The organism is Psychrobacter sp. CX16 (assembly GCF_057396245.1).
The window spans coordinates 102,069-121,599 of record NZ_JBXYJF010000002.1; the positions used below are offsets into that span (position 1 = coordinate 102,069).

A 19,531-nucleotide genomic window follows, 5' to 3' on the forward strand; every position below is an offset into this window, starting at 1 on the left:
CATCGACTGATAAACATACAGGCGTATTGTACACTAAGCAGACAACGGGCGTTATCTGCTTAGCTGATGTCAAAAGGTTATTGTTAAAATAAACAGTTTGATGTGGGATGTTACTTTACTGACCGAGCTCTTTGCTAATCTCTTCACTGCGGTCGTAGCATGCTTGCATCGCTTTTTTCATAATTTGACCCAAGTCATCTTTTTGCAGTGATTCTACAGCCGCTTGAGTCGTACCATTTGGTGAGGTCACATTACGGCGAAGCTCAGCTGGTGTTTCATCACTGGCAATGGCCATTTGTGCCGCGCCCAGTGCGGTTTGCATCGCTAATGCAGCGGCTTGCTTTTCATCCAAACCAAGCTCAACACCAGCACTAATCATTGACTCAATCATATAGAAGAAGTACGCAGGCGCTGATCCTGAAACGGCGGTCACTGCGTGTAACTGCTCCTCACTATCTACCCAACTAATAAGACCAGACGCTGCCATCACAGCACCGGCAAGCTGTTTGTCAGTCTCGTTAATGGCGTCAGTGGCATAAAGACCAGTTGCGCCTTTTTGAATCATCGCTGGGGTGTTTGGCATAGCACGGACGATGTTTTGATAACCGCCTAACATTTTGCTTAAGCTATCGGTTGATAAACCGGCAGCAACAGAGATAACCAACTGGTTATCAAGCACATCAGCAAAATCTGCCACAACTTTACTCATTACTTGTGGTTTCACTGCTAATACCACCACATCAGCGGTCTGAACCGCTATCTGTGAATTGTCCGTTTCTGTATTGCCAGTCGGGTCTACGGTGTTAATACTCTGGCTTTTTAAGTTATCGCGAATATCTGCTGATGGATCAGCAACCGTAATATCATTTGGCTTAATACCACGGCCGATTAGACCACTAATCAGTGCCTGAGCCATGTTGCCGCCGCCAATAAAGCTAATTTTTTTACCTTTAAGTTGTGACATCTTCCACTCCTTTTAATGAATACGAATACAGTCGTTTATTATTTTAAGTGAGACTAGGCTGCTGAATAGTCAGCCTTTTGTGGTCATGAGGGTTAGTGTATCACAACACTTTGCCGGTTATGTTGCTGCAATCAGCGCATTTATCGAGTGACGCTCAGTAGATGATTGGTAGTTATATCCTTTAATGGATTTACCAAAGGACTCTCTAAAAGGGTAATCGCATCAGCAGTAACAATAAATAAAGGCATGTCTACTATAGAAGTAGTGCCATCATTTGCAACTAAATTAAGCGAGCATAATGCGACGGATTGACGCATAAAGCTAGGCTGATTTAAAGCCTGAAGTAGCTTCTTACCGGATTTACGCCCTGACCGTCCTGCCAGCGATACCTTTAAATTGCGGGGCAATGGCTCAAACTTTAGTGTCACTTTTTGAATAGTTGATGGTGACAGCTGATTTATAGGGCTTACTGTATTAAAAGCCTCAAATACAGCAGCTGCTAATGGCTGAATACCCTGCAGCCTCCAATGAATATCTAAGTGTCTATTAGCTGACTTTAAACCAATATCGTTGGGGGTATTTTCAATATTATTTTTATTAAGGTCGATATGTTGGGTATCAGGTGGGACTTGCAGCCAATCAATATACGGGCTACGTAGGCGATATAGCTTATGTTGGTAACGACGAATTTCATATTGAAATGCGCCACTGTCCCAATACAAACTGGTTTGATGATCTGTATTATTACGCGCACTCAACACTAACACGTCATCAACCAGACGCTTCGATGGTGGCAGCTCTGTCTGGGTTGGCGACAGCCAAGCATGCATTAATGCCGACTGCTGAGCACTAGATAAATAGTGTAATCGCTCAATGTCTAGCACTCCCTGACAATCATCTTCAGTAAGACAAACCGCTTGTAAATCTGTCTGTACCTGCTTACTAACAATGCCGCTGGCATCTTGAAGCAATTGACTACTACGAGAGATTGACGCATTCGCCTGAGGATAACGCTGCAAAATCCGTGGCATTAACACGCTACGCAGCCATGCTCTGTCATTGAGTGCCTCATCATTTATATCATCTATGCTACTAGCTTGCTCTAAATCATGACCCACATTGGTCGGGTCATCGATATAGTCTAACTGCTGCAAATGAGCATAACCTGTAATCTGTGTGCGGCTGACGGTTAACCAAGGTCGCCACAAATAAACGCCTTTGGTAGTGCAAGACCGATGACCTATATTATTATTGGCCATACTCGTTGTCGCAGATTTATAACGCCATGCCTGCATACCGCTAAGCCCTGTCACCCCTGCCCCGTTAAATAAGCGCATCAGCACGGTCTCTACCTGATCATCTTGATGATGACCTAATAGCAATACGTCATCGTCATTCATAACATCCATCATAGCTGCATAACGTGCTTGCCGTGCTGCCTGCTCTGTTTTTTCAGTCAACTGCAGGGACAAAACTGTATATGGCATCTTTGCTTGTCGCGACCAATGCTCAACTTGCTGCGCCCAAGCACTATTAGCCTCCTGCATGCCATGATTTACATGAAGCAGCTGCGGCAAAAAAGGCAGTTGACCAGTATCGAACAACTGACGGCAAACCAATGCTAAGCTGAGCGAATCACGTCCACCACTACATGCTAGCCATATCCGCTTGCCGTTTAAATGATCGGCATACTGTTGAAAACTGTTAAGCAAAGCTTGGAATAAAGCATCTGTAGCGGTCATATAAAGAGTATCGTTAATAAATAAGGGACTAAAATAAAGAGGGAAAAAGGAGTGCGCTTATAGATTATCGTGAGATCAATAAGAGAAAAGCACAAGCAGCATTGGATAAGGATAAATGTTAGCCATGACCAACAAAATTATTCTAGAAAAACGGTGTTTCTAACAGACAGCTAATTAGAATAATAAGTCACTCTGTTGTCTCTTAAGAATCCTGCGAGTCCCAACCCATAACGCTGTGCCACACGTACCGCAGTACTGGTCGGAGCCGACATCCCCACCAGCCAAGGCAGCTTACAGCGTACTGCCTTTTGCACCAGTTCAATAGACAGCCTTGAGGTCATAACCACACAATCAATATCAGCCTGATGGCGTAATTGCCAGCCGATTAGTTTATCTAACGCATTGTGGCGACCCACATCCTCGAACAGATACAGTTGACCTTGATACGACGTAGCCGCCGCATGCACTGCACCGGTCAATTGATGAGTAACTTGAGCCGCATCTATTTGATGACGTATGCTCAATAGCTGCCCAAGAGACGGCCTGTTAGTTATCGGATTTTTATAGTCGCTTAAATCGGGCAATGCTTGACTCAGCCCTGTCATACCACACATGCCGCAGCCAGTGCGGCCGGCTAACTGTCGACGCTGTGCCTGAATCCGTTGATGGCTGCGCTGATTTAAAGTCAGCTCTACCACATAGGCATCATAATCCTGCAATTGCTGTTGCAGCCTCTCAAGCGTTTCAAGCGTCGATGACTCTTCCACGCTGCCACCACTAAATTTCTGCAAATCCAAAGCACTCGTTATGTGAGTAATCTCCCAATCAAGCAAGTCTCGGCTGTGTTGAATCAACCCTTCACTAAACAAGAACCCTAATGCAAGGTACTCAAGCTCACTGGGGCTAGCCATTAATACCGCATAATGAATGCCATTAATCACAATAGCAACGGCCGCTTCTACCGCCAATGTTTCTGACAAACAAGCCGCATCAAATGGACTTTGATTGTGATTAATATCATTTAAAGCCAAGCCATCTTGCCGATAATAGTCACGCTGAGTCACATGCGTGCGTGCCAACGGTGTCTGCTGCTGTTTTAAAGCATCAACACTCATCGGCTCATCACAAACAGGCTCTTCTTTAATAGCAGCTATCATTAAGTTAACACCGCTCTAGCATCACAGTGACGGACTTGTAAGAAGGAATATGGGAGTCAGGCGCGTGGCTGTCTAAGTCCATTAAGTCATTACACTCAGGATAATACGCAGCGACTGCATTAGCAGCAATGTCCATTTGAGCTAATACCAACGGCCCTAGACGGCGCGGTTTGCCGTGACTGTCATTGCGCGTCACAGTAATTTTATCGCCTTCCTTCCAGCCCATACGGCTCATCTCATCTGGGTGCATAAACAACACATCACGGCGCTTAGTCTGACGGTAGCGGTCTTCATGACCAAAGATAGTGGTATTAAACTGATCATGACTACGCACTGAGGTAAATTGCCAAATCGCCTGCTGTTTACCACCTTGCCGTTTACTGCTGGTGTCATTTATATCTGCCCCATCATTATGATGCGCTGCTGTGGTTTGCTGCATCTCTTTAGCCACATAAGTAATCGGATAATGAGGGACCTCAAACTGTGCTTTACCCGTTTGCGTATTCCATTCACGATGACGCGCCGGATGATATAAATGGAAACCACGCTCATGTTCACGAATACGTGTATTGAAGTCCTCAAAACCATCAATGGCCTTGGCAATATAGTCACGCACCAGGTCGTAATCCTCACTCATCGCTTGCCAATCAATATCGGTGTCTGAACCAAACAAATGGATTGCCATACCGGCTACGATTTGTGCTTCTGATTTGAGCTGATCGCTAATGGGTGACAAGGTACCTTTTGTAGGTACAATCTGACACATAGAATCTTCAATAGTGGCGAACTGATTGCCTTTGGCGGTAATAAATTTCTCAGTACGGCTTAGGCAAGGTAGGATAATATTATCCACACCTGGGTATAACATGGTTTCATTAAGCTTGGTCGCCACAAAGACATTGAGCTGATTATTGGTAAGCGCTTGTTGAATAGCCTTGCTATCAGGAGCGGCTACCGAATAGTTACCACCCATACCCATAAAGGCTTTGATTTTACCTTCAATCAGGGCCTGAGCGCCCTGCACCACATCATAGCCATTCTCTTGCGGCATCGGACGATTAAAAACTTGCTCTAAGCTATCAAGCAAAGATTTGGCTGGACGTTCATGGATACCCATGGTGCGATCGCCCTGCACGTTTGAGTGCCCACGCACTGGCGACGCGCCTGCACCATCTACTCCTATCATGCCCATTAACAATAATAAGTTGGTTACCATGGCTACGTTATCATCGCCTTGAACGTGCTGAGTAATCCCCATACCCCACGTACAAATGGTTGCTGGACTATCAGCAACGAGTTTTGCAAGCTCAACAATGTCTGCTTGTTTGATACCACAGCCTTGCTCGATATCATCCCACGTTTGTGTTTCAATCCATGTTTTTAGATTATCAAAGCCTGAAGTATGCTCGTTAATAAATGGCTTATTAATCTTGTCATTCTCAATCAGCCATTTGGCTAGGCCAGTGAGTAACGCCGCATCACCGCCAATTTGAATTTGAATAACCTCGTCAACCATATCGTCGCTTGAACCGGCCACCATATGTGTGATTTTTTGAGGGTTTCTGAATTTTTGTAAACCCTGCTCACGCATGGGGTTAATAGAAATAATACGGCAACCCTCACTATGCGCATGCGCTAACATCTCAAGCATACGTGGATGGTTAGTCGCTGGGTTTTGACCGAACATTAAAATCAGTTTTGCTTGCTCAAAATCCTCGAGCACCACGGTAGCTTTACCAACACCGATTTGCTTTGATAACATCACAGAGGTTGGTTCATGACACATGTTTGAGCAATCCGGTAAATTATTGGTACCAAAACAGCGTACGAACAATTGATACATAAAAGCCGGCTCGTTGGTCACTCGGCCTGAAGTATAAAACAGTGCCTCATCAGGCGATGCCAAGCTTTTTAACTGCTCAGCAATACGCACAAATGCATCGCTCCAAGCTATTGGCACGTAGCGATCTTGTTTGCCATCATAACGCATCGGCTGCGTTAAACGCCCTGCTTGCTCAAGCTCATAGCCCGACCATTTTTGTAACTCTTTAACTGGATTCTTGGCAAAAAACGAGGCGTCGGCACGTTTGGTCATGGTCTCACTGGCCAATACCTTAATCCCTGTCTCACACACATCAATGGTCTTATGCGTCTTGTGATCCGGCCATGCACAGCCTGGACAATCAAAACCACCTTTGGGCTGATTACTCCCAAGCACACTGACACTACCACGTAAGAAGGCTTTGTAATCCATCAGAACACGGCTAGAGTCAAGCAAAGCTGACCAGCCAGCGGCGGGATGATTGTAAACAGGTATTTTACGCATAACGACCTCGTAAATGAACGTATGGGATTTTAAAAATATAGAGTTTTAAAAAACAGTAATATAACCAGTATAAGTCAAATATGGGAATGCGGTACATTGTTTAGCAAATTGCATACAATATGAAAAACAAAAACCAATGCTCACAAAAAAGACATGCGCTAGGGCATGTCTTTAAAATTAAATAAGAGGATCAGCTAAGCGGGATGACTGAGGCTGACTGTCGAATCAAAGCTTCTTAACCGTGCATAACGCTGCTCAACCAATTGCTCGGTATCTATCTGTTTCAGCTCATTTAGCTGCTCAGTCAGCAATTGCTGCAAATTAGTCATGACCAGTTTTGAGTCAATATGAGCACCAACGCCTTCATCAACAATGGCATCAATCAGACCAAGCTGATATAGGTTATCAGCATTAAGCTTTAACGCATCAGATGCTTCAGGTGCTTTTTCCGCTGTTTTCCATAAAATAGAAGCACAGCCCTCTGGTGAGATGACCGAATAAATACTGTTTTGCAGCATATTTACCTTATCACCCACCCCGATGGCAAGCGCACCACCTGAACCGCCTTCACCGATAATGGTCACAATGATGGGGGTTTTGAGGCTACTAAAGGTGGCGATACTCTCTGCGATCGCCTGTGCTTGCCCGCGCTCCTCTGCACCAACGCCAGGATAGGCGCCTTGCGTATCCACAAAGGTCATCACCGGTAATTTAAAACGCTCAGCTAATTTGACCAAACGAATCGCCTTACGATAGCCCTCTGGATACGCCATGCCGAAGTTATGTGCGATACGCTCACGCGTGCTACGGCCACGGTGTTGACCAATAATCAGTACCGGTTCACCGTTAAAGCGTGCCAAACCACCGATGACCGCTCTGTCATCAGCAAACGCACGGTCACCATGTAGCTCATCAAAATCAGTAAATAGCTGCCCTACATAATCCATAAATAAAGGGCGCTTGGCATGTCTTGCTAAGCTAACACTGTCCCAAACTGCACTCATGATACGTCCTTAGTTTTTATCGTTCTTATATTAATAATCGTAATCATTAAATCCGGTAGCGGTAGGTGTTAAGCGCTCGCTTCACAGACAATGCTTAACTTTACGCCCCACTTTTTGAATTGATCCACATCGTCATTTAAATCAGAGACCAATAGTGGATACTCTTCGCTGTCAGAAGCGACATTAATCTGCCAATCGCTAGGGTCGTTAATGACCAGTTTTAGCACGCTTTTATCGTGTTCATTGCGACTACGATGCACCAGTACCGCTAAGCGCAATAGCAAACTCAAATACACCAGCGAATCACCACCAATAGACTTTGCTTGCTCTAGGTACTCGGTTTTAAGCTTACGGCGATGAGTGCGCGCCAGCTGCGCCATACGCAATTGATCGACTTGCGAAAACCCTGGAATATCTGAATATTCGAGTAAATAAGCGCTGTGATGATGATAGCTGCTATGACTAATAGCAAGACCTATCTCATGCAAATAGGCGGTGCGTCGCAGTAAATCATTGTCCTCACTGCTTAGTCCTAGCGCCTCTTGTGCTTGCTCAAACAATTGCTGACTGCTTTTAACGACTCTCTCTGCCTGCTTTTTGTCCACTGAATAACGTACGATAAGCGCTTGTACACTGCGGTCACGCACATCTTCACTGGCAAAGCGCCCAAGCATATCGTACATTACCCCTTCACGTAGCGCACCATCCGAATAGGCGATGGTTTCAATCCCCAGAACCTTCATCGACGCACGTAGCACAGCAACTCCAGCAGGGAACACTGCTTTACGGTGCTCTTTCACGCCTTCTAACTCAATATCTTCAACGCGTCCGATATCTATCAATTCTTTTTGTAGCTTTTTAACGCCTTGATAGGTAATACGCTCTTGCTCATCGGCCCAGCCTTTCGAGACCAACACATTACGTACCGCTTTGATCGTCCCGCTAGAGCCGACCACACTACTCCACCCTGTCTTTTGATAGGTACCACTAATACCGAGCACTTCTTTACGGGCAGCAGCGATGGCATCATTAAACGAATCCTCATCAATATCACCTGAATCAAAGAAGCGCTGAGTGAACGCCACACAGCCCATTTGCAAACTTTCAGTAAGCAGAGGATCAAACTCTTGACCAATAATGAACTCGGTTGAGCCACCACCGATATCAATAACTAAGCGCTTATCGCTAGAGGCATTGGTATGTGATACACCCAGATAAATCAAACGTGCTTCTTCGCGGCCAGCGATAATTTCAATCGGCTTAGGCAAGATTTCATTGGCGCGTCTAATAAATTCGTCGGCATTCTTTGCTTGACGCAATGCGTTGGTTGCCACAATACGTAATCTGTCTGCTGATACTGAATCAAGTCTGCCCACAAAGCGTGATAGGCAATCTAGACCTCGCTGCTGTGCTTCTTCGCTAAGAATCTTATTGCTATCTAAGCCTGCTGCTAACTGCACTTTCTCAGACATAGACGCGATTTTACGAACCTCACCATGGTCAAGACGGGCAATCGCAAGGTGAAAACTGTTAGAGCCAATATCAATGGCTGCCATAAGCTCATTATTCGCTAGGAAGTTATTAGGCATATGCGCGTTTATTACCTTAAATTAATAGAGTAGCTGGCATCAATGCCGGCTATATAATGGGTTCCATAATACACATTTCTGTCTTTAATGACTCAGAGGTTAATAAGACATGTATAGACAATTCAACAAATGCGTATCCATAAAAAATCTGTCGCCTATTTTAACAAAGATAGCCTGACTAAACACAGTTGAAAAGCTTATTAGCATTAAATCACTTATGCCAAACAGGCGCAAGTGAGCTTATATATCGTTATGTTGGCTTGCTGCACTTGGTATAACCTTTGTTATGATTAACCAGCGTTTAGAATAAGCGATTTAAATGTAAAAAGGCCCTACTTATCCTAATTAGGTAAACCCAATTAGGATAAGAAAGACCTCGTATTAACCTAGATGATATTGCTTACTGTCATTCATCAATAATTGGCTCAATATAGTTTAAGTATTGTATGAAGCCAAGTCCTGAATCATGCATTTTTAACGTATGTCTCTTATTTGTAAATTATTGACACAACGCTAGGCAGCAGCCATTTCAGCAAATACGTCAGCTGCTGCTTTAATAGTCGCATCTAAATCTTCTGCTGAGTGCTTAGATGACATAAAGCCAACTTCATAAGCCGATGGTGCCAGATAAATACCGCGCTCTAACATGCCATGGAAAAAAGTATTAAATTTATCCATGTCACAAGCGGTGACTTCATCAAAGTTTTGAGGTAGTTGCACGTCTGCACCTTTCACAAAGAACAGACCGAACATACCGCCAAGCTTCGTTGAACGCAGCTCAATATCGTGCTTCTCTGCAGCGGCTTGAATGCCATCGACTAAATAAGTGACTTTATCAGCGACTTGGTCGTAGAAACCATCAACGGTTAAGTCTTCAAACATGGCAATACCAGCACGCATGGCGATTGGATTACCTGACAAGGTACCGGCCTGATACACGCCGCCCATCGGAGCGATGCACTCCATAATTTCACGTTTACCACCAAAGGCGCCTACTGGTAAACCTGCACCAATAATTTTACCAAAACAGGTCAAATCTGGCTTAATCCCAAAATGAGCTTGCGCGCCGCCAAGACCCACACGGAATCCTGTCATCACTTCATCAAAGATTAGCACCGCACCACCTTGGGTACACTGCTCACGCAGGGTGTCATGGAATTCTTGAGTTGGTACAACCATATTCATGTTACCAGCGATTGGCTCAACAATCACACAAGCAATCTCATCGCCCCACTTCTCAAAGCAGTCTTTGATTGCTTGTGGATCATTATAAGGCAGCGTAATGGTATGCTTAGCAAAGTCGGCTGGCACGCCTTGTGACGTGGGCTCACCGATATCTAGCATACCAGAACCAGCTTTTACCAATAAGCTGTCTGAGTGGCCATGGTAGCAGCCTTCAAACTTAACAATCTTGTCACGGCCGGTATAACCACGTGCTAGGCGAATTGCGCTCATGGTCGCTTCCGTACCAGAGCTGGTCATACGAATCATCTCAACGCTTGGTACGATATCGCAGATGGTGTCAGCAACCGAGGTTTCAAACGTGGTTGGCGTACCAAAGCTTAAGCCGTCATCAGCAGCCGCTTTCACCGCATCAATGACCTTTGGATGCGCATGACCCAAAATCATTGGGCCCCACGAACCCACATAATCAATGTACTCATTGTCTTCAGTATCATAAATCTTGCTGCCGGCTGCTTTGTGCATAAAGATAGGCGTACCACCGACACCGGCAAAGGCACGTACTGGCGAGTTTACGCCACCTGGAATGTGTTTTTTGGCTTGTAAGAATAGTTGTTCGTTTTTAGTACTCATAATAATGACTCTATTTCACAGATGAATAAAAACCTTGTTATCTTTTTTGATTATAAAGGTTACGACTCTAAAAAATGGGGATAGCACTTATGATGACTATCTTAACAAAAAAAAGCGGGCTCTGATGAGCCCACTTTGTAGCCTTATTTTTATAAGACCTATTGGAATGCTAAATCCTATTTAGGCGTTTTCTCTAAATTTGGATCTTTGGTTTCTTTAGGTTTTGGATGGAAGGCATCGATACGATCTTGCCCATACTCAAGCCAAATCGCATTGACAATCGCCAGTAATACGGCGAAGCCCAATCCCAATATCCATGCAAAATACCACATAGTGTTCTCCTAAAATTAGTCGTGCGTTTAATACGCTGTGTGATCGTTTTCACGGATATAAGCGACCGTTACTTTACCGCGCATGACGCTATAAGCCCAGCTGGTATAGAAAACGATGATAGGCAGAAGTAGTACCACCACGTACAACATAATCATGAGCGTTAAGTGACTCGAAACACTGTCCCAAATGGTCAAGCTGGCATCAGGATGTGATGACGATGGCATAATAAACGGAAATAGTGAAATACCCGCTGTCATAATTACGCCCAGCACCGCAATACTAGAAGTAACAAACGCCGTTAATGTTTTGCCGATTTTTAACAGCGCCATGGTTAATAATGGCATTACCACACCCAAGATTGGGAATGCCCATGCCCAAGGATAGGTTTCAAAGTTCGCCATCCAAGCGCCTGGCTGTACCACCACTTCTTTGGTTAATGGGTTTGGCTGTGCAGCAGGGTCAATCTGAGAAACGATAGCATAGCCATCGATTGACTGAATCCAGAAGCCTGCACCGACGAATAATACCACCATCGCTAATGCTGCCATCATGGTGTATCTTACCGTACGTGATTGAATCAAACCTTCAGTACGGTGAGCAAGGTAAGTACCGCCCTGCATGATAAGCATAGTCGCACTCACCAATCCGCATAATATAGAGAATGGATTTAATAACTCAAAGAAGCTACCGGTATAGGTTGAGCGCATGGTGTTATCAAAGCTAAATGGCACGCCTAAGAATAAGTTACCAAACGCCACGCCAAAGACCACGGCAGGGATAAATGAGCCAACAAACAGGCCCCAGTCCCAAGCGTTACGCCATCTTTGATCTTTAATTAGGTTACGGTATTTAAAGCCCACTGGGCGGAAAAACAACGCCCAAAGCACCGCCATCATTGCCCAATAAAAGCCACTAAAGGCTAGCGCATAAACCATTGGCCATGCTGCAAATAGCGCACCGCCGGCAGTGATAAACCAAGTTTGGTTACCTTCCCAGTGTGGACCAATCGTATTGACAATCACACGGCGCTCGTCGTCATCTTTACCCACAAAAGGCAGCAGCGTACACACGCCCATATCATGACCATCCATGATGGCAAAGCCAATCAATAAGACGCCGACCAGTAACCACCAAATCATTTTTAGCGTTTCATAATCAAACAACATGGTCCACCTCCTTCTTGCTGCCAACCGGTGTGACATCACGTGGTGTCTCGCCGTCGTAGCGCCCTGTGCCTAAGCTTGCAGGGCCTAACTTCACGTATTTGACCATCAAATAAACTTCAATAATCAGTAAAATAGTGTAGAAACCAACAAAGCCTGCTAATGAGCCATATACGTTGGCTACGCTAAAGTTAGTCACTGATAAATGGGTCGGTAACACGCCATAAATAGTCCAAGGTTGGCGACCATATTCAGCAACGAACCAACCAAGCTCAATGGCAATCCAAGGTGCAGGTAGCATAACCACCGCCCATTTTAATAGCCATTTTTTCTCAGCGAAGGTACCCTTGACGGTATACCACATACTTGCTACAAACAGTGCCAACATTAAGAAACCAAGACCCACCATACCGCGGAATGACCAGAACATAGGTCTGACTGATGGAATGGTGTCATCCACTGCTTTTTGAATCATTTCAGGCGTGGCTTGAGAGACATCTTCAGTATATTTTTTAACTAATAAACCAAAGCCCAAGTCGTCTTTTACTGCTTCAAACTGAGCTTTTAGCGTGTCATCATTCGGATTTTCACGCAGCTGTTCGAGCAAGCCAACTGCGACGATACCGTGCTGAATACGCTCGCGGTTGACTTCTTTAATGTCGTGAATACCAGGAATTTCTTTATCAAACGAGCGGGTACCAATAATACCCATGGCATAAGGAATTTGAATTTGCCAATCGTTTTTCTCTTCTTCCTCATTGATATCTGCAATTAGGTTAAAGGCTGCTGGTGCAGGCTCGGTATGCCACATGGCTTCAATGGTTGCCATCTTGGTTTGCTGAGCCGCACCGATTGAGTACCCAGATTCGTCGCCCAATATAATCACACTTAAGATAGAGGCGATACCAAAGGCTGAGGCCACTTGGAAACTACGCTTGGCAAAATCAACATCGCGCTTACGTAATAGATAAAGCGCAGAAATAGACAGCACAAATACAGAAGCGGTCACATAACCGGCAGAGACCGTATGCACGAATTTGTTTTGAGCATCTGGGTTGAATAGGATTTCAGAGAAGCTTACCATCTCCATACGCATGGTCTGGTAACTAAACTCTGCCCCAACCGGACTTTGCATCCAGCCGTTGGCAATCAAAATCCATAACGCTGAAAGGTTAGTACCCAGTGCCATCAACATGGTGACTATCAGATGTTGAGTGCGTGATAATCTATCCCAACCAAAAAAGAAAAGGCCAACCATAGTTGATTCTAAGAAGAATGCCATAAGGCCTTCAATAGCGAGCGGTGCACCAAAGATGTCGCCCACGTAATGTGAATAGTATGCCCAGTTGGTACCGAACTGGAATTCCATCGTAATCCCAGTGGTCACCCCTAAAGCAAAGTTAATACCGAAGAGCTTGCCCCAGTACTTCGTCATGTCTTTCCAGATTTGCTTACCTGTGGTGACATAGACTGATTCCATAATAACCAGAATCCAGACCATACCTAATGTCAGAGGCACAAATAAAAAGTGGTACAGTGCCGTCACCGCAAATTGCAAACGGGATATATCAACGAGATGTTCAGTAATCATACCAAACCTCCTAAAAAGAAGGATTAAGCCACATCATTACTTGATTGACATAGTACAAGGCAGTAACAAGCAAGCCGTCATCAATGATGGCAACATTTATGACTCATATCCCTATTCATCCGCTTTTACGTACTATTAAATCAGTTGAGCGATTAATCCTACATTACCCATAATTTTTAACATCTTGTGAACCCATAAGATGCCAGCAAATAAATTATCCTATAAATATAAACGACTTTATCTGTGACTTATCCACTTTTTAGCAGATGAGACAGTCATAAATTATTTGTATACTATTATATATAATATACTCAGGTATAGCTTATTAATTGATAAAATCTAATAATTAATATTATTCGAAGAAATAGTTGACTGCGAGAATATTAATAAAACCATAATATAACTATGGGTTTAATTAACCCTATAATATCTTAACGTGATTGTTTTAGCCATCATAGCTAGTCTAATTTATCGGTGATATCAAACTAGGCCATACTATTAAATCATACGCTTGTGTTTCCACTTTGATAAGGAGGTTGTCAGCTATTGGCTTTTCATTGCTGTAAGGCTTAGAATGTTTACATAAGCTTATACCTAATTTTTACTCCCCTCCTTTACCTTTTGTATCTCGTAACTTTCGCTTCCCTTACCTAAGACAGATAACCCTATGGCAACACTTTCTCATGCTGAAAAAGACTTTTTAAAACAGCTAATTAATAAGGTACGTCGAGCACTGAACATGGCTTGGTTATTGACGATTATTAGTTGTCTGATGTTTGTTTGGCAAGCATGGCTACTTGCCAGTCTGTTTAGCACTTGGCTGAATAATTATTTTCAGCAGCAACCATTATCTACAGGGGTATCTTTAAATTGGTATTGGGGACTTGTTTTCTGCTTTGTGCTGCGTCCAGTGCTTAACACAGGGCGTGAATTACTGGGTACAAAAGCCAGTTTAAAGGTTCGCGGTGAATTACGAGAGTCTTTACTGACGACAATGGCCACACTGGGGCCAAACTTACGTTATTTTGGCAATGACGGTAGTTTATCAAGTCAGATTATTGATCAGACCGATGCACTAGATGGGTTTATTAGCCGCTTTAGCGTACAAAAAAAAGTTACGGTGAGCACTCCGATTATTCTGCTGATTGCCGTGGCTTGGCAAAGTAAGTTTGCCGCAGCGCTGATGTTTATGACTGCACCATTGGTGCCTATTTTTATGATTTTAATCGGTCATCTAACCGCACGTAAAAGTGCCGCACAATTTGAAGCGTTGTCGCAATTAAGTGGACGCTTCTTAGATTGGATACGCGGTATGCCGACACTTAAACGTTTGCAAGCGACACACATTGCAGAGCGTGATCTTGCCAATAGTAGCGAGGATTATCGCCGCCGCACTATGGATGTATTAAAAATCGCCTTTTTGAATGGCGCAGTGTTAGAGCTTTTAGCCGCGTTGAGTATTGCTCTGGTAGCGGTGTATCTTGGTTTTGGCCTGATGGGTAATTTGCCGTGGGATAAAGGCCACGTGCCAGTTCCGTATTTCGGCGCACTATTTATCCTATTATTAGCACCAGAGTTTTATGCGCCGCTACGTCAATTGGGCGCAGATTACCATGCCAAAGCCCAAGCAGAAGGCGCGGTACAAAGTTTGCTGCCCATTGTTCAAGCCGCTCAGCTGAGCACCGAGCAACAAGCTCCCCAATCAACATCCAATATAGATTTATCACACGCCTTTGGCTTGCAGTTCTCAGAGGTTCGTATTGATGCGCCTGTAATCAATATAGACAGTACTGAGACCACACACATACAGGTGAATACAGAAGACATGCCGGCTGCTATAGATCAGCCTGCGCAGCCAAGCTTAACGCGTATTCGATTAGCGCCTATCAGTTTTGAGATAAACGCAGGCGAGCGTGTGGCTTTAATCGGCAACAGTGGCAGTGGAAAATCAAGCTTGCTACAAGCCATTATGCGCTTTGTCGACTATCAAGGTCAGATAAACCTAGTCACTTCAAAGACGATCCAAGCTTCATCACCCTCTAACCAGAACAACTCAACAACTGGTAATATTAACCTACTCGATATCAGCAAATCGCAATTACGTCAACATATGGGTTATCTTGCGCAGCAAGTAGCGCTAATGCCGCTCACCATCGCTGAAAACTTACGTCTTGCCAGCCCAAATGCCAGTGATGAGCAGTTAATTGCCGTATTACAGCAAGTATCGCTGTGGTCGCTGATTGAGCAGTTACCTGAGGGATTAAATACCAAACTTGGCGAGCGTGGCAAGGGCTTATCAGGCGGGCAACAGCAGCGCTTAGGCATTGCGCAATTATTACTACGAGACGATAGCTTATGGCTGCTTGATGAGCCAACCGAGCATCTAGACCCCGATACAGCGCAGCATATTCACCAGTTATTAGAAGAGGTCAGCCGCGGTAAGACCGTCATTTGGGTAACGCATGCTCACGAGCAGCTAAATTGGTTAGATAAGGTGGTTAAGCTGTCTCTACCAAAAGCCGCTGTACAAGGAGAGCAACGATGACGGATCCAAAGGTTCATAAACCATTAGCTAAATCCTCAGTAGTTGAGCCTTCTAGATCTGCTGCCCCAGAGTCGCCGACTTTCCGCTTACGCGATATGTTTAAACCCTCATTTGATTTATGGCTCATCTCTTGGCTACTTGGACTGGTGACCGCTATCTCGATGATTGCGCTGCTGATGATATCGGGCTGGTTTATCACGGGTGCTGCCTTAGCCGGACTCATTGCCGTGGGCTCGCACAGCTTTAACTATATGCTACCGGCTGGCATTATTCGTATGCTCGCCATGGCACGTACTGCGGGGCGCTATGGCGAGCTGATGGTGTCCCACCATGCGGTATTCAACTTATTAAAAGCGCTGCGTTTACGATTCTTTAAACGCTTAGCCGCTTTGCCGTTAACTCAGCAACGTAATACGCTGCAGACCTCACAATATATGCACCGTTTGGTGAGTGACATTGATAAGCTCGATGAGTTTATCTTACGTGTGGTGTCGCCTTGGCTTATTGGCAGCTTGTCTGTACTGCTGTTAGCACTATTTATTGGTTGGGCGTTGCCGGTTAACCCTGCTACCAAGCTAATTATTTACAGCTTATTAGCGGCAAGTCTAACACTACCTCTATTATCGACGCTTCGCGGTATTCGCCATGCCAAAGTCTTGTCCCAAGTTGCTGAATCACGCCGGCAGCAGCTACTCTCTCCGCTAGCGATTATTACGCAGCTATTATTATGGGGACAGTGGCATCCTCAGACACAAGGCTATGTAAAACAAGACGACCACTTGCAACAGCTTGAATGGCAAGCGCAAAAGCAGCGCTCTATTTATATACTTGTTATTCAGTGGCTGTTTTATGCTGTTGTGTTGGTCGTGTTATTTGCCATTCTCAATATGACGCAGGGCTCGTTCACAGCTGAGATTAATGTGCCTCTCATTTTGGCCGTAACTTTAGGATTGTTAGGTATTCAAGAGATTATCGTACCATTAGGGCAGCATTATCTGGCGCTTGGCAATAGCATCGCCGCAAAAGAGCGATTGAATGCGCTACTTAACCAAAATGTTGATACCACCCAAGCCTCTACTCATAGTCAACGTCAACATCATGATTTACCTCTGCCTAAGGGCGCACTTCATGCTCAGCTCAATCAAGTCACCGCCAAAATCCCGACAGCGCTTGTTGGCGCACAAGATGTCAACGCTGATATCACTTCTGGCACACCACTCTTGATTAAAGGGCCTTCCGGCTGCGGTAAATCGACACTGTTACTCATGCTATCAGGTGAATTGGCCCCGCTCTCAGGTGAGGTGTTATTAAACGGTCAATCTTGGTTTGATTATGATTGGCAAGATCAATTGGGCTATTTGGGGCAGCAGTTGGATATCTTCGATCAAAGTTTGGCGGCTAATCTACGCTTGGGTAAGCCAGATGCCAGTGACTCAGAATTAATTGAGGTGTTAGATAAAGTGGGTTTGGGCAATTGGCTGGTTGCACAGCCGCAAGGACTGTATACGCCTTTAGGTGAATATGGTACTGCGATTTCAGGTGGTCAGGCACGGCGCATTGCACTAGCAAGGCTACTTTTAAAGTCGCATCGGGTCTTACTATTAGATGAGCCCTTTGCCGGTCTTGATGTTCAGACACGAGAGCAAGTCTGGCAAAGTGTCCGCACTCACCAACAAAATGATATTTTAATTATCGTTAGCCATCATGAATGGGATATGGGGCCACACCAAACTTTGCATTTAACTTAACCTAGCGCTAACAATAATACCTTTGTTCGATTCCATAAAAGAAGCCTCCTAATATATTAGGAGGCTTCTTTTTATATAAATCATAGACTGTTTAAGCAGTAGACTAAGACAACTAGCGTTTATTCAACCGCAAGGTCTTCTTTTTCTCCAAGCTCATAAAGCGCACCAGCACGGCCCACGATTAATGGATCGACATTACCCACTTGTTTCTTGTCTTTGCCATCGTAGGGAAGTTTGTTTAACACATAGCGCATAGCATTTAGACGCGCACGTTTTTTACAGTCAGATTTAATCACAATCCAAGGCGACTCAGCAGTATCTGTATTGTAGAACATCGCTTCTTTAGCTAGGGTGTAATCATCCCATTTATCCAGTGATGCCATATCAATTGGTGACAGCTTCCACTGCTTTAATGGATGCGCTTCACGCTGCTTAAAACGGCGACGCTGCTCATCACGGCTCACTGAGAACCAGAACTTAATAAGATGAATACCTGAGTCAATCAGGTGCTTTTCAAACTCTGGCGTTTGCTTCATAAAGGTCTGGTATTGCTCATCAGTACAAAAACCCATTACCCTCTCAACGCCAGCACGGTTATACCAAGAGCGGTCAAATAACACCATCTCACCGACTGAAGGTAAGTGCTGAATATAACGCTGGAAGTACCACTGACCCATTTCACGCTCTGTTGGCTTTTCTAGTGCTACAACGCGCGCACTACGTGGGTTTAAGTGCTCCATAAAGCGCTTAATTGAACCCCCTTTACCAGCCGCATCACGACCTTCAAAGAGGATAACAACTTTTTGATCGGTATCACGTACCCAGCGCTGTAGCTTTAACAGCTCTACTTGCAAGTGATACTTTTGCTTTTCATAAGTTTTGCGCGACAAGCGATTTTTGTAAGGATAGCCACCCTCGCGCCAGTTATCAGACAGCTCATCGTCTCTTTTGCTGCCCGTTTTCACTTGATTGGCCAGTGCATGTTTGGCAAACAAATCTTTTAGCTTAACCAAATCATCAGGAGCGGCATCATGAATCAGTGCTTGTAGGTCTTCAGAGATGCCTTCAATATTACCTTCTACCAAATCCTTGAGGATAACTTGATCAATTACCTCTTTGGTTTTGATACGGCTGCCTTGTTTTTTCTTTTTGGTTTCGTATTTCTCGATGTCTTTTTCACTAGTGACATACTCGTCCGAAACTTGCTCAGGCTTTTTGGATTTCTTTGACATACTCCGCTCCCATTATTAAGTAAAATACTATACTAAAATAGCTGTCTTTAAATTAAGTATAGCAATAATCAGGTCAGTTATCTGCGGCAATTCGTGACCCATTAATTGTTTTTCATCAATACTAAATAACACCTTAAAAAAGTTATGTGTATTCCTATAATCTGTGTGTTATTCCTATATTCTTATTGACTTTATGTTGATTGTTGAGCATCTAAAAACAGGTATTAGTTATCACTTTCACCTTCCAATAAGTATAAACAAACTCTTATTCTGTGCTAAATGACTGTTGTCCCTACAATTAACTGCGGTTTTGACTATCCTA

Annotated in this window: 13 protein-coding genes; 2 read left to right on the plus strand and 11 right to left on the minus strand. The window is 44.4% G+C overall.

From position 1 onward, the window contains the following. Window positions 1–115: 115 nt before the first annotated feature. From proC to AC2SLM_RS01300, 10 genes are all read right to left on the minus strand, one after another. A complete protein-coding gene (proC, locus tag AC2SLM_RS01255) occupies window positions 116–964 on the minus strand; it encodes a pyrroline-5-carboxylate reductase (RefSeq protein ID WP_486551491.1) in 849 nt (282 codons plus the stop codon). A gap of 140 nt (window positions 965–1,104) precedes the next feature. Next, window positions 1,105–2,706, minus strand: a complete 1,602-nt coding sequence (gene tilS, locus AC2SLM_RS01260) for a tRNA lysidine(34) synthetase TilS (protein ID WP_486551493.1) — start codon at window positions 2,704–2,706, stop codon at window positions 1,105–1,107. A 170-nt stretch (window positions 2,707–2,876) separates the two neighbouring features. Then, the gene (fdhD, locus tag AC2SLM_RS01265; protein WP_486551494.1) at window positions 2,877–3,863 is read right to left on the minus strand and encodes a formate dehydrogenase accessory sulfurtransferase FdhD; all 987 of its coding nucleotides are present in this window, start codon (window positions 3,861–3,863) and stop codon (window positions 2,877–2,879) included. Between the two features lie 4 nt (window positions 3,864–3,867). Then, window positions 3,868–6,189: an FdhF/YdeP family oxidoreductase gene (locus tag AC2SLM_RS01270; protein WP_486551495.1), complete on the minus strand. Its 2,322-nt coding sequence runs from the start codon at window positions 6,187–6,189 to the stop codon at window positions 3,868–3,870. A gap of 194 nt (window positions 6,190–6,383) precedes the next feature. Then, entirely contained in the window at window positions 6,384–7,193 is an 810-nt protein-coding gene (locus AC2SLM_RS01275; RefSeq protein WP_486551496.1) for an acetyl-CoA carboxylase carboxyltransferase subunit alpha, read from the minus strand. Between the two features lie 68 nt (window positions 7,194–7,261). After that, window positions 7,262–8,782 (minus strand): exopolyphosphatase, encoded by a 1,521-nt coding sequence (gene ppx, locus AC2SLM_RS01280; protein WP_486551498.1) that lies wholly within the window; start codon window positions 8,780–8,782, stop codon window positions 7,262–7,264. Between the two features lie 513 nt (window positions 8,783–9,295). Further along, the gene (gene hemL, locus AC2SLM_RS01285) at window positions 9,296–10,597 is read right to left on the minus strand and encodes a glutamate-1-semialdehyde 2,1-aminomutase (RefSeq protein ID WP_486551500.1); all 1,302 of its coding nucleotides are present in this window, start codon (window positions 10,595–10,597) and stop codon (window positions 9,296–9,298) included. A gap of 176 nt (window positions 10,598–10,773) precedes the next feature. Beyond that, window positions 10,774–10,929 (minus strand): cytochrome bd-I oxidase subunit CydX, encoded by a 156-nt coding sequence (gene cydX, locus AC2SLM_RS01290; RefSeq protein ID WP_486543717.1) that lies wholly within the window; start codon window positions 10,927–10,929, stop codon window positions 10,774–10,776. A 27-nt stretch (window positions 10,930–10,956) separates the two neighbouring features. Next, a complete protein-coding gene (gene cydB, locus AC2SLM_RS01295; protein ID WP_486551563.1) occupies window positions 10,957–12,093 on the minus strand; it encodes a cytochrome d ubiquinol oxidase subunit II in 1,137 nt (378 codons plus the stop codon). After that, a complete protein-coding gene (locus AC2SLM_RS01300; RefSeq protein WP_486551501.1) occupies window positions 12,086–13,684 on the minus strand; it encodes a cytochrome ubiquinol oxidase subunit I in 1,599 nt (532 codons plus the stop codon). Before AC2SLM_RS01300 ends, cydB begins: the two co-directional genes overlap by 8 nt. A 667-nt stretch (window positions 13,685–14,351) precedes the next feature. Between AC2SLM_RS01300 and cydD the strand changes: the two genes are divergently transcribed. Continuing rightward, window positions 14,352–16,229: a thiol reductant ABC exporter subunit CydD gene (cydD, locus tag AC2SLM_RS01305; protein WP_486551502.1), complete on the plus strand. Its 1,878-nt coding sequence runs from the start codon at window positions 14,352–14,354 to the stop codon at window positions 16,227–16,229. Beyond that, a complete protein-coding gene (locus AC2SLM_RS01310; protein WP_486551503.1) occupies window positions 16,226–17,977 on the plus strand; it encodes an amino acid ABC transporter ATP-binding/permease protein in 1,752 nt (583 codons plus the stop codon). Before cydD ends, AC2SLM_RS01310 begins: the two co-directional genes overlap by 4 nt. Window positions 17,978–18,096: 119 nt before the next feature. Here AC2SLM_RS01310 and ppk2 read toward each other — a convergent pair whose 3' ends face one another. Continuing rightward, window positions 18,097–19,209, minus strand: a complete 1,113-nt coding sequence (gene ppk2 / locus AC2SLM_RS01315) for a polyphosphate kinase 2 (protein ID WP_486543886.1) — start codon at window positions 19,207–19,209, stop codon at window positions 18,097–18,099. Window positions 19,210–19,531 lie beyond the last annotated feature (322 nt).

What these genes read in the sequence shown, in the direction of transcription:
- proC (WP_486551491.1), bottom strand. Translation starts at nt 964, where the DNA reads ATGTCACAACTTAAAGGTAAAAAAATTAGCTTTATTGGCGGCGGCAAC.
- tilS (WP_486551493.1), bottom strand. Translation starts at nt 2,706, where the DNA reads ATGACCGCTACAGATGCTTTATTCCAAGCTTTGCTTAACAGTTTTCAA.
- fdhD (WP_486551494.1), bottom strand. Translation starts at nt 3,863, where the DNA reads ATGATAGCTGCTATTAAAGAAGAGCCTGTTTGTGATGAGCCGATGAGT.
- AC2SLM_RS01270 (WP_486551495.1), bottom strand. Translation starts at nt 6,189, where the DNA reads ATGCGTAAAATACCTGTTTACAATCATCCCGCCGCTGGCTGGTCAGCT.
- AC2SLM_RS01275 (WP_486551496.1), bottom strand. Translation starts at nt 7,193, where the DNA reads ATGAGTGCAGTTTGGGACAGTGTTAGCTTAGCAAGACATGCCAAGCGC.
- ppx (WP_486551498.1), bottom strand. Translation starts at nt 8,782, where the DNA reads ATGCCTAATAACTTCCTAGCGAATAATGAGCTTATGGCAGCCATTGAT.
- hemL (WP_486551500.1), bottom strand. Translation starts at nt 10,597, where the DNA reads ATGAGTACTAAAAACGAACAACTATTCTTACAAGCCAAAAAACACATT.
- cydX (WP_486543717.1), bottom strand. Translation starts at nt 10,929, where the DNA reads ATGTGGTATTTTGCATGGATATTGGGATTGGGCTTCGCCGTATTACTG.
- AC2SLM_RS01300 (WP_486551501.1), bottom strand. Translation starts at nt 13,684, where the DNA reads ATGATTACTGAACATCTCGTTGATATATCCCGTTTGCAATTTGCGGTG.
- cydD (WP_486551502.1), top strand. Translation starts at nt 14,352, where the DNA reads ATGGCAACACTTTCTCATGCTGAAAAAGACTTTTTAAAACAGCTAATT.
- AC2SLM_RS01310 (WP_486551503.1), top strand. Translation starts at nt 16,226, where the DNA reads ATGACGGATCCAAAGGTTCATAAACCATTAGCTAAATCCTCAGTAGTT.
- ppk2 (WP_486543886.1), bottom strand. Translation starts at nt 19,209, where the DNA reads ATGTCAAAGAAATCCAAAAAGCCTGAGCAAGTTTCGGACGAGTATGTC.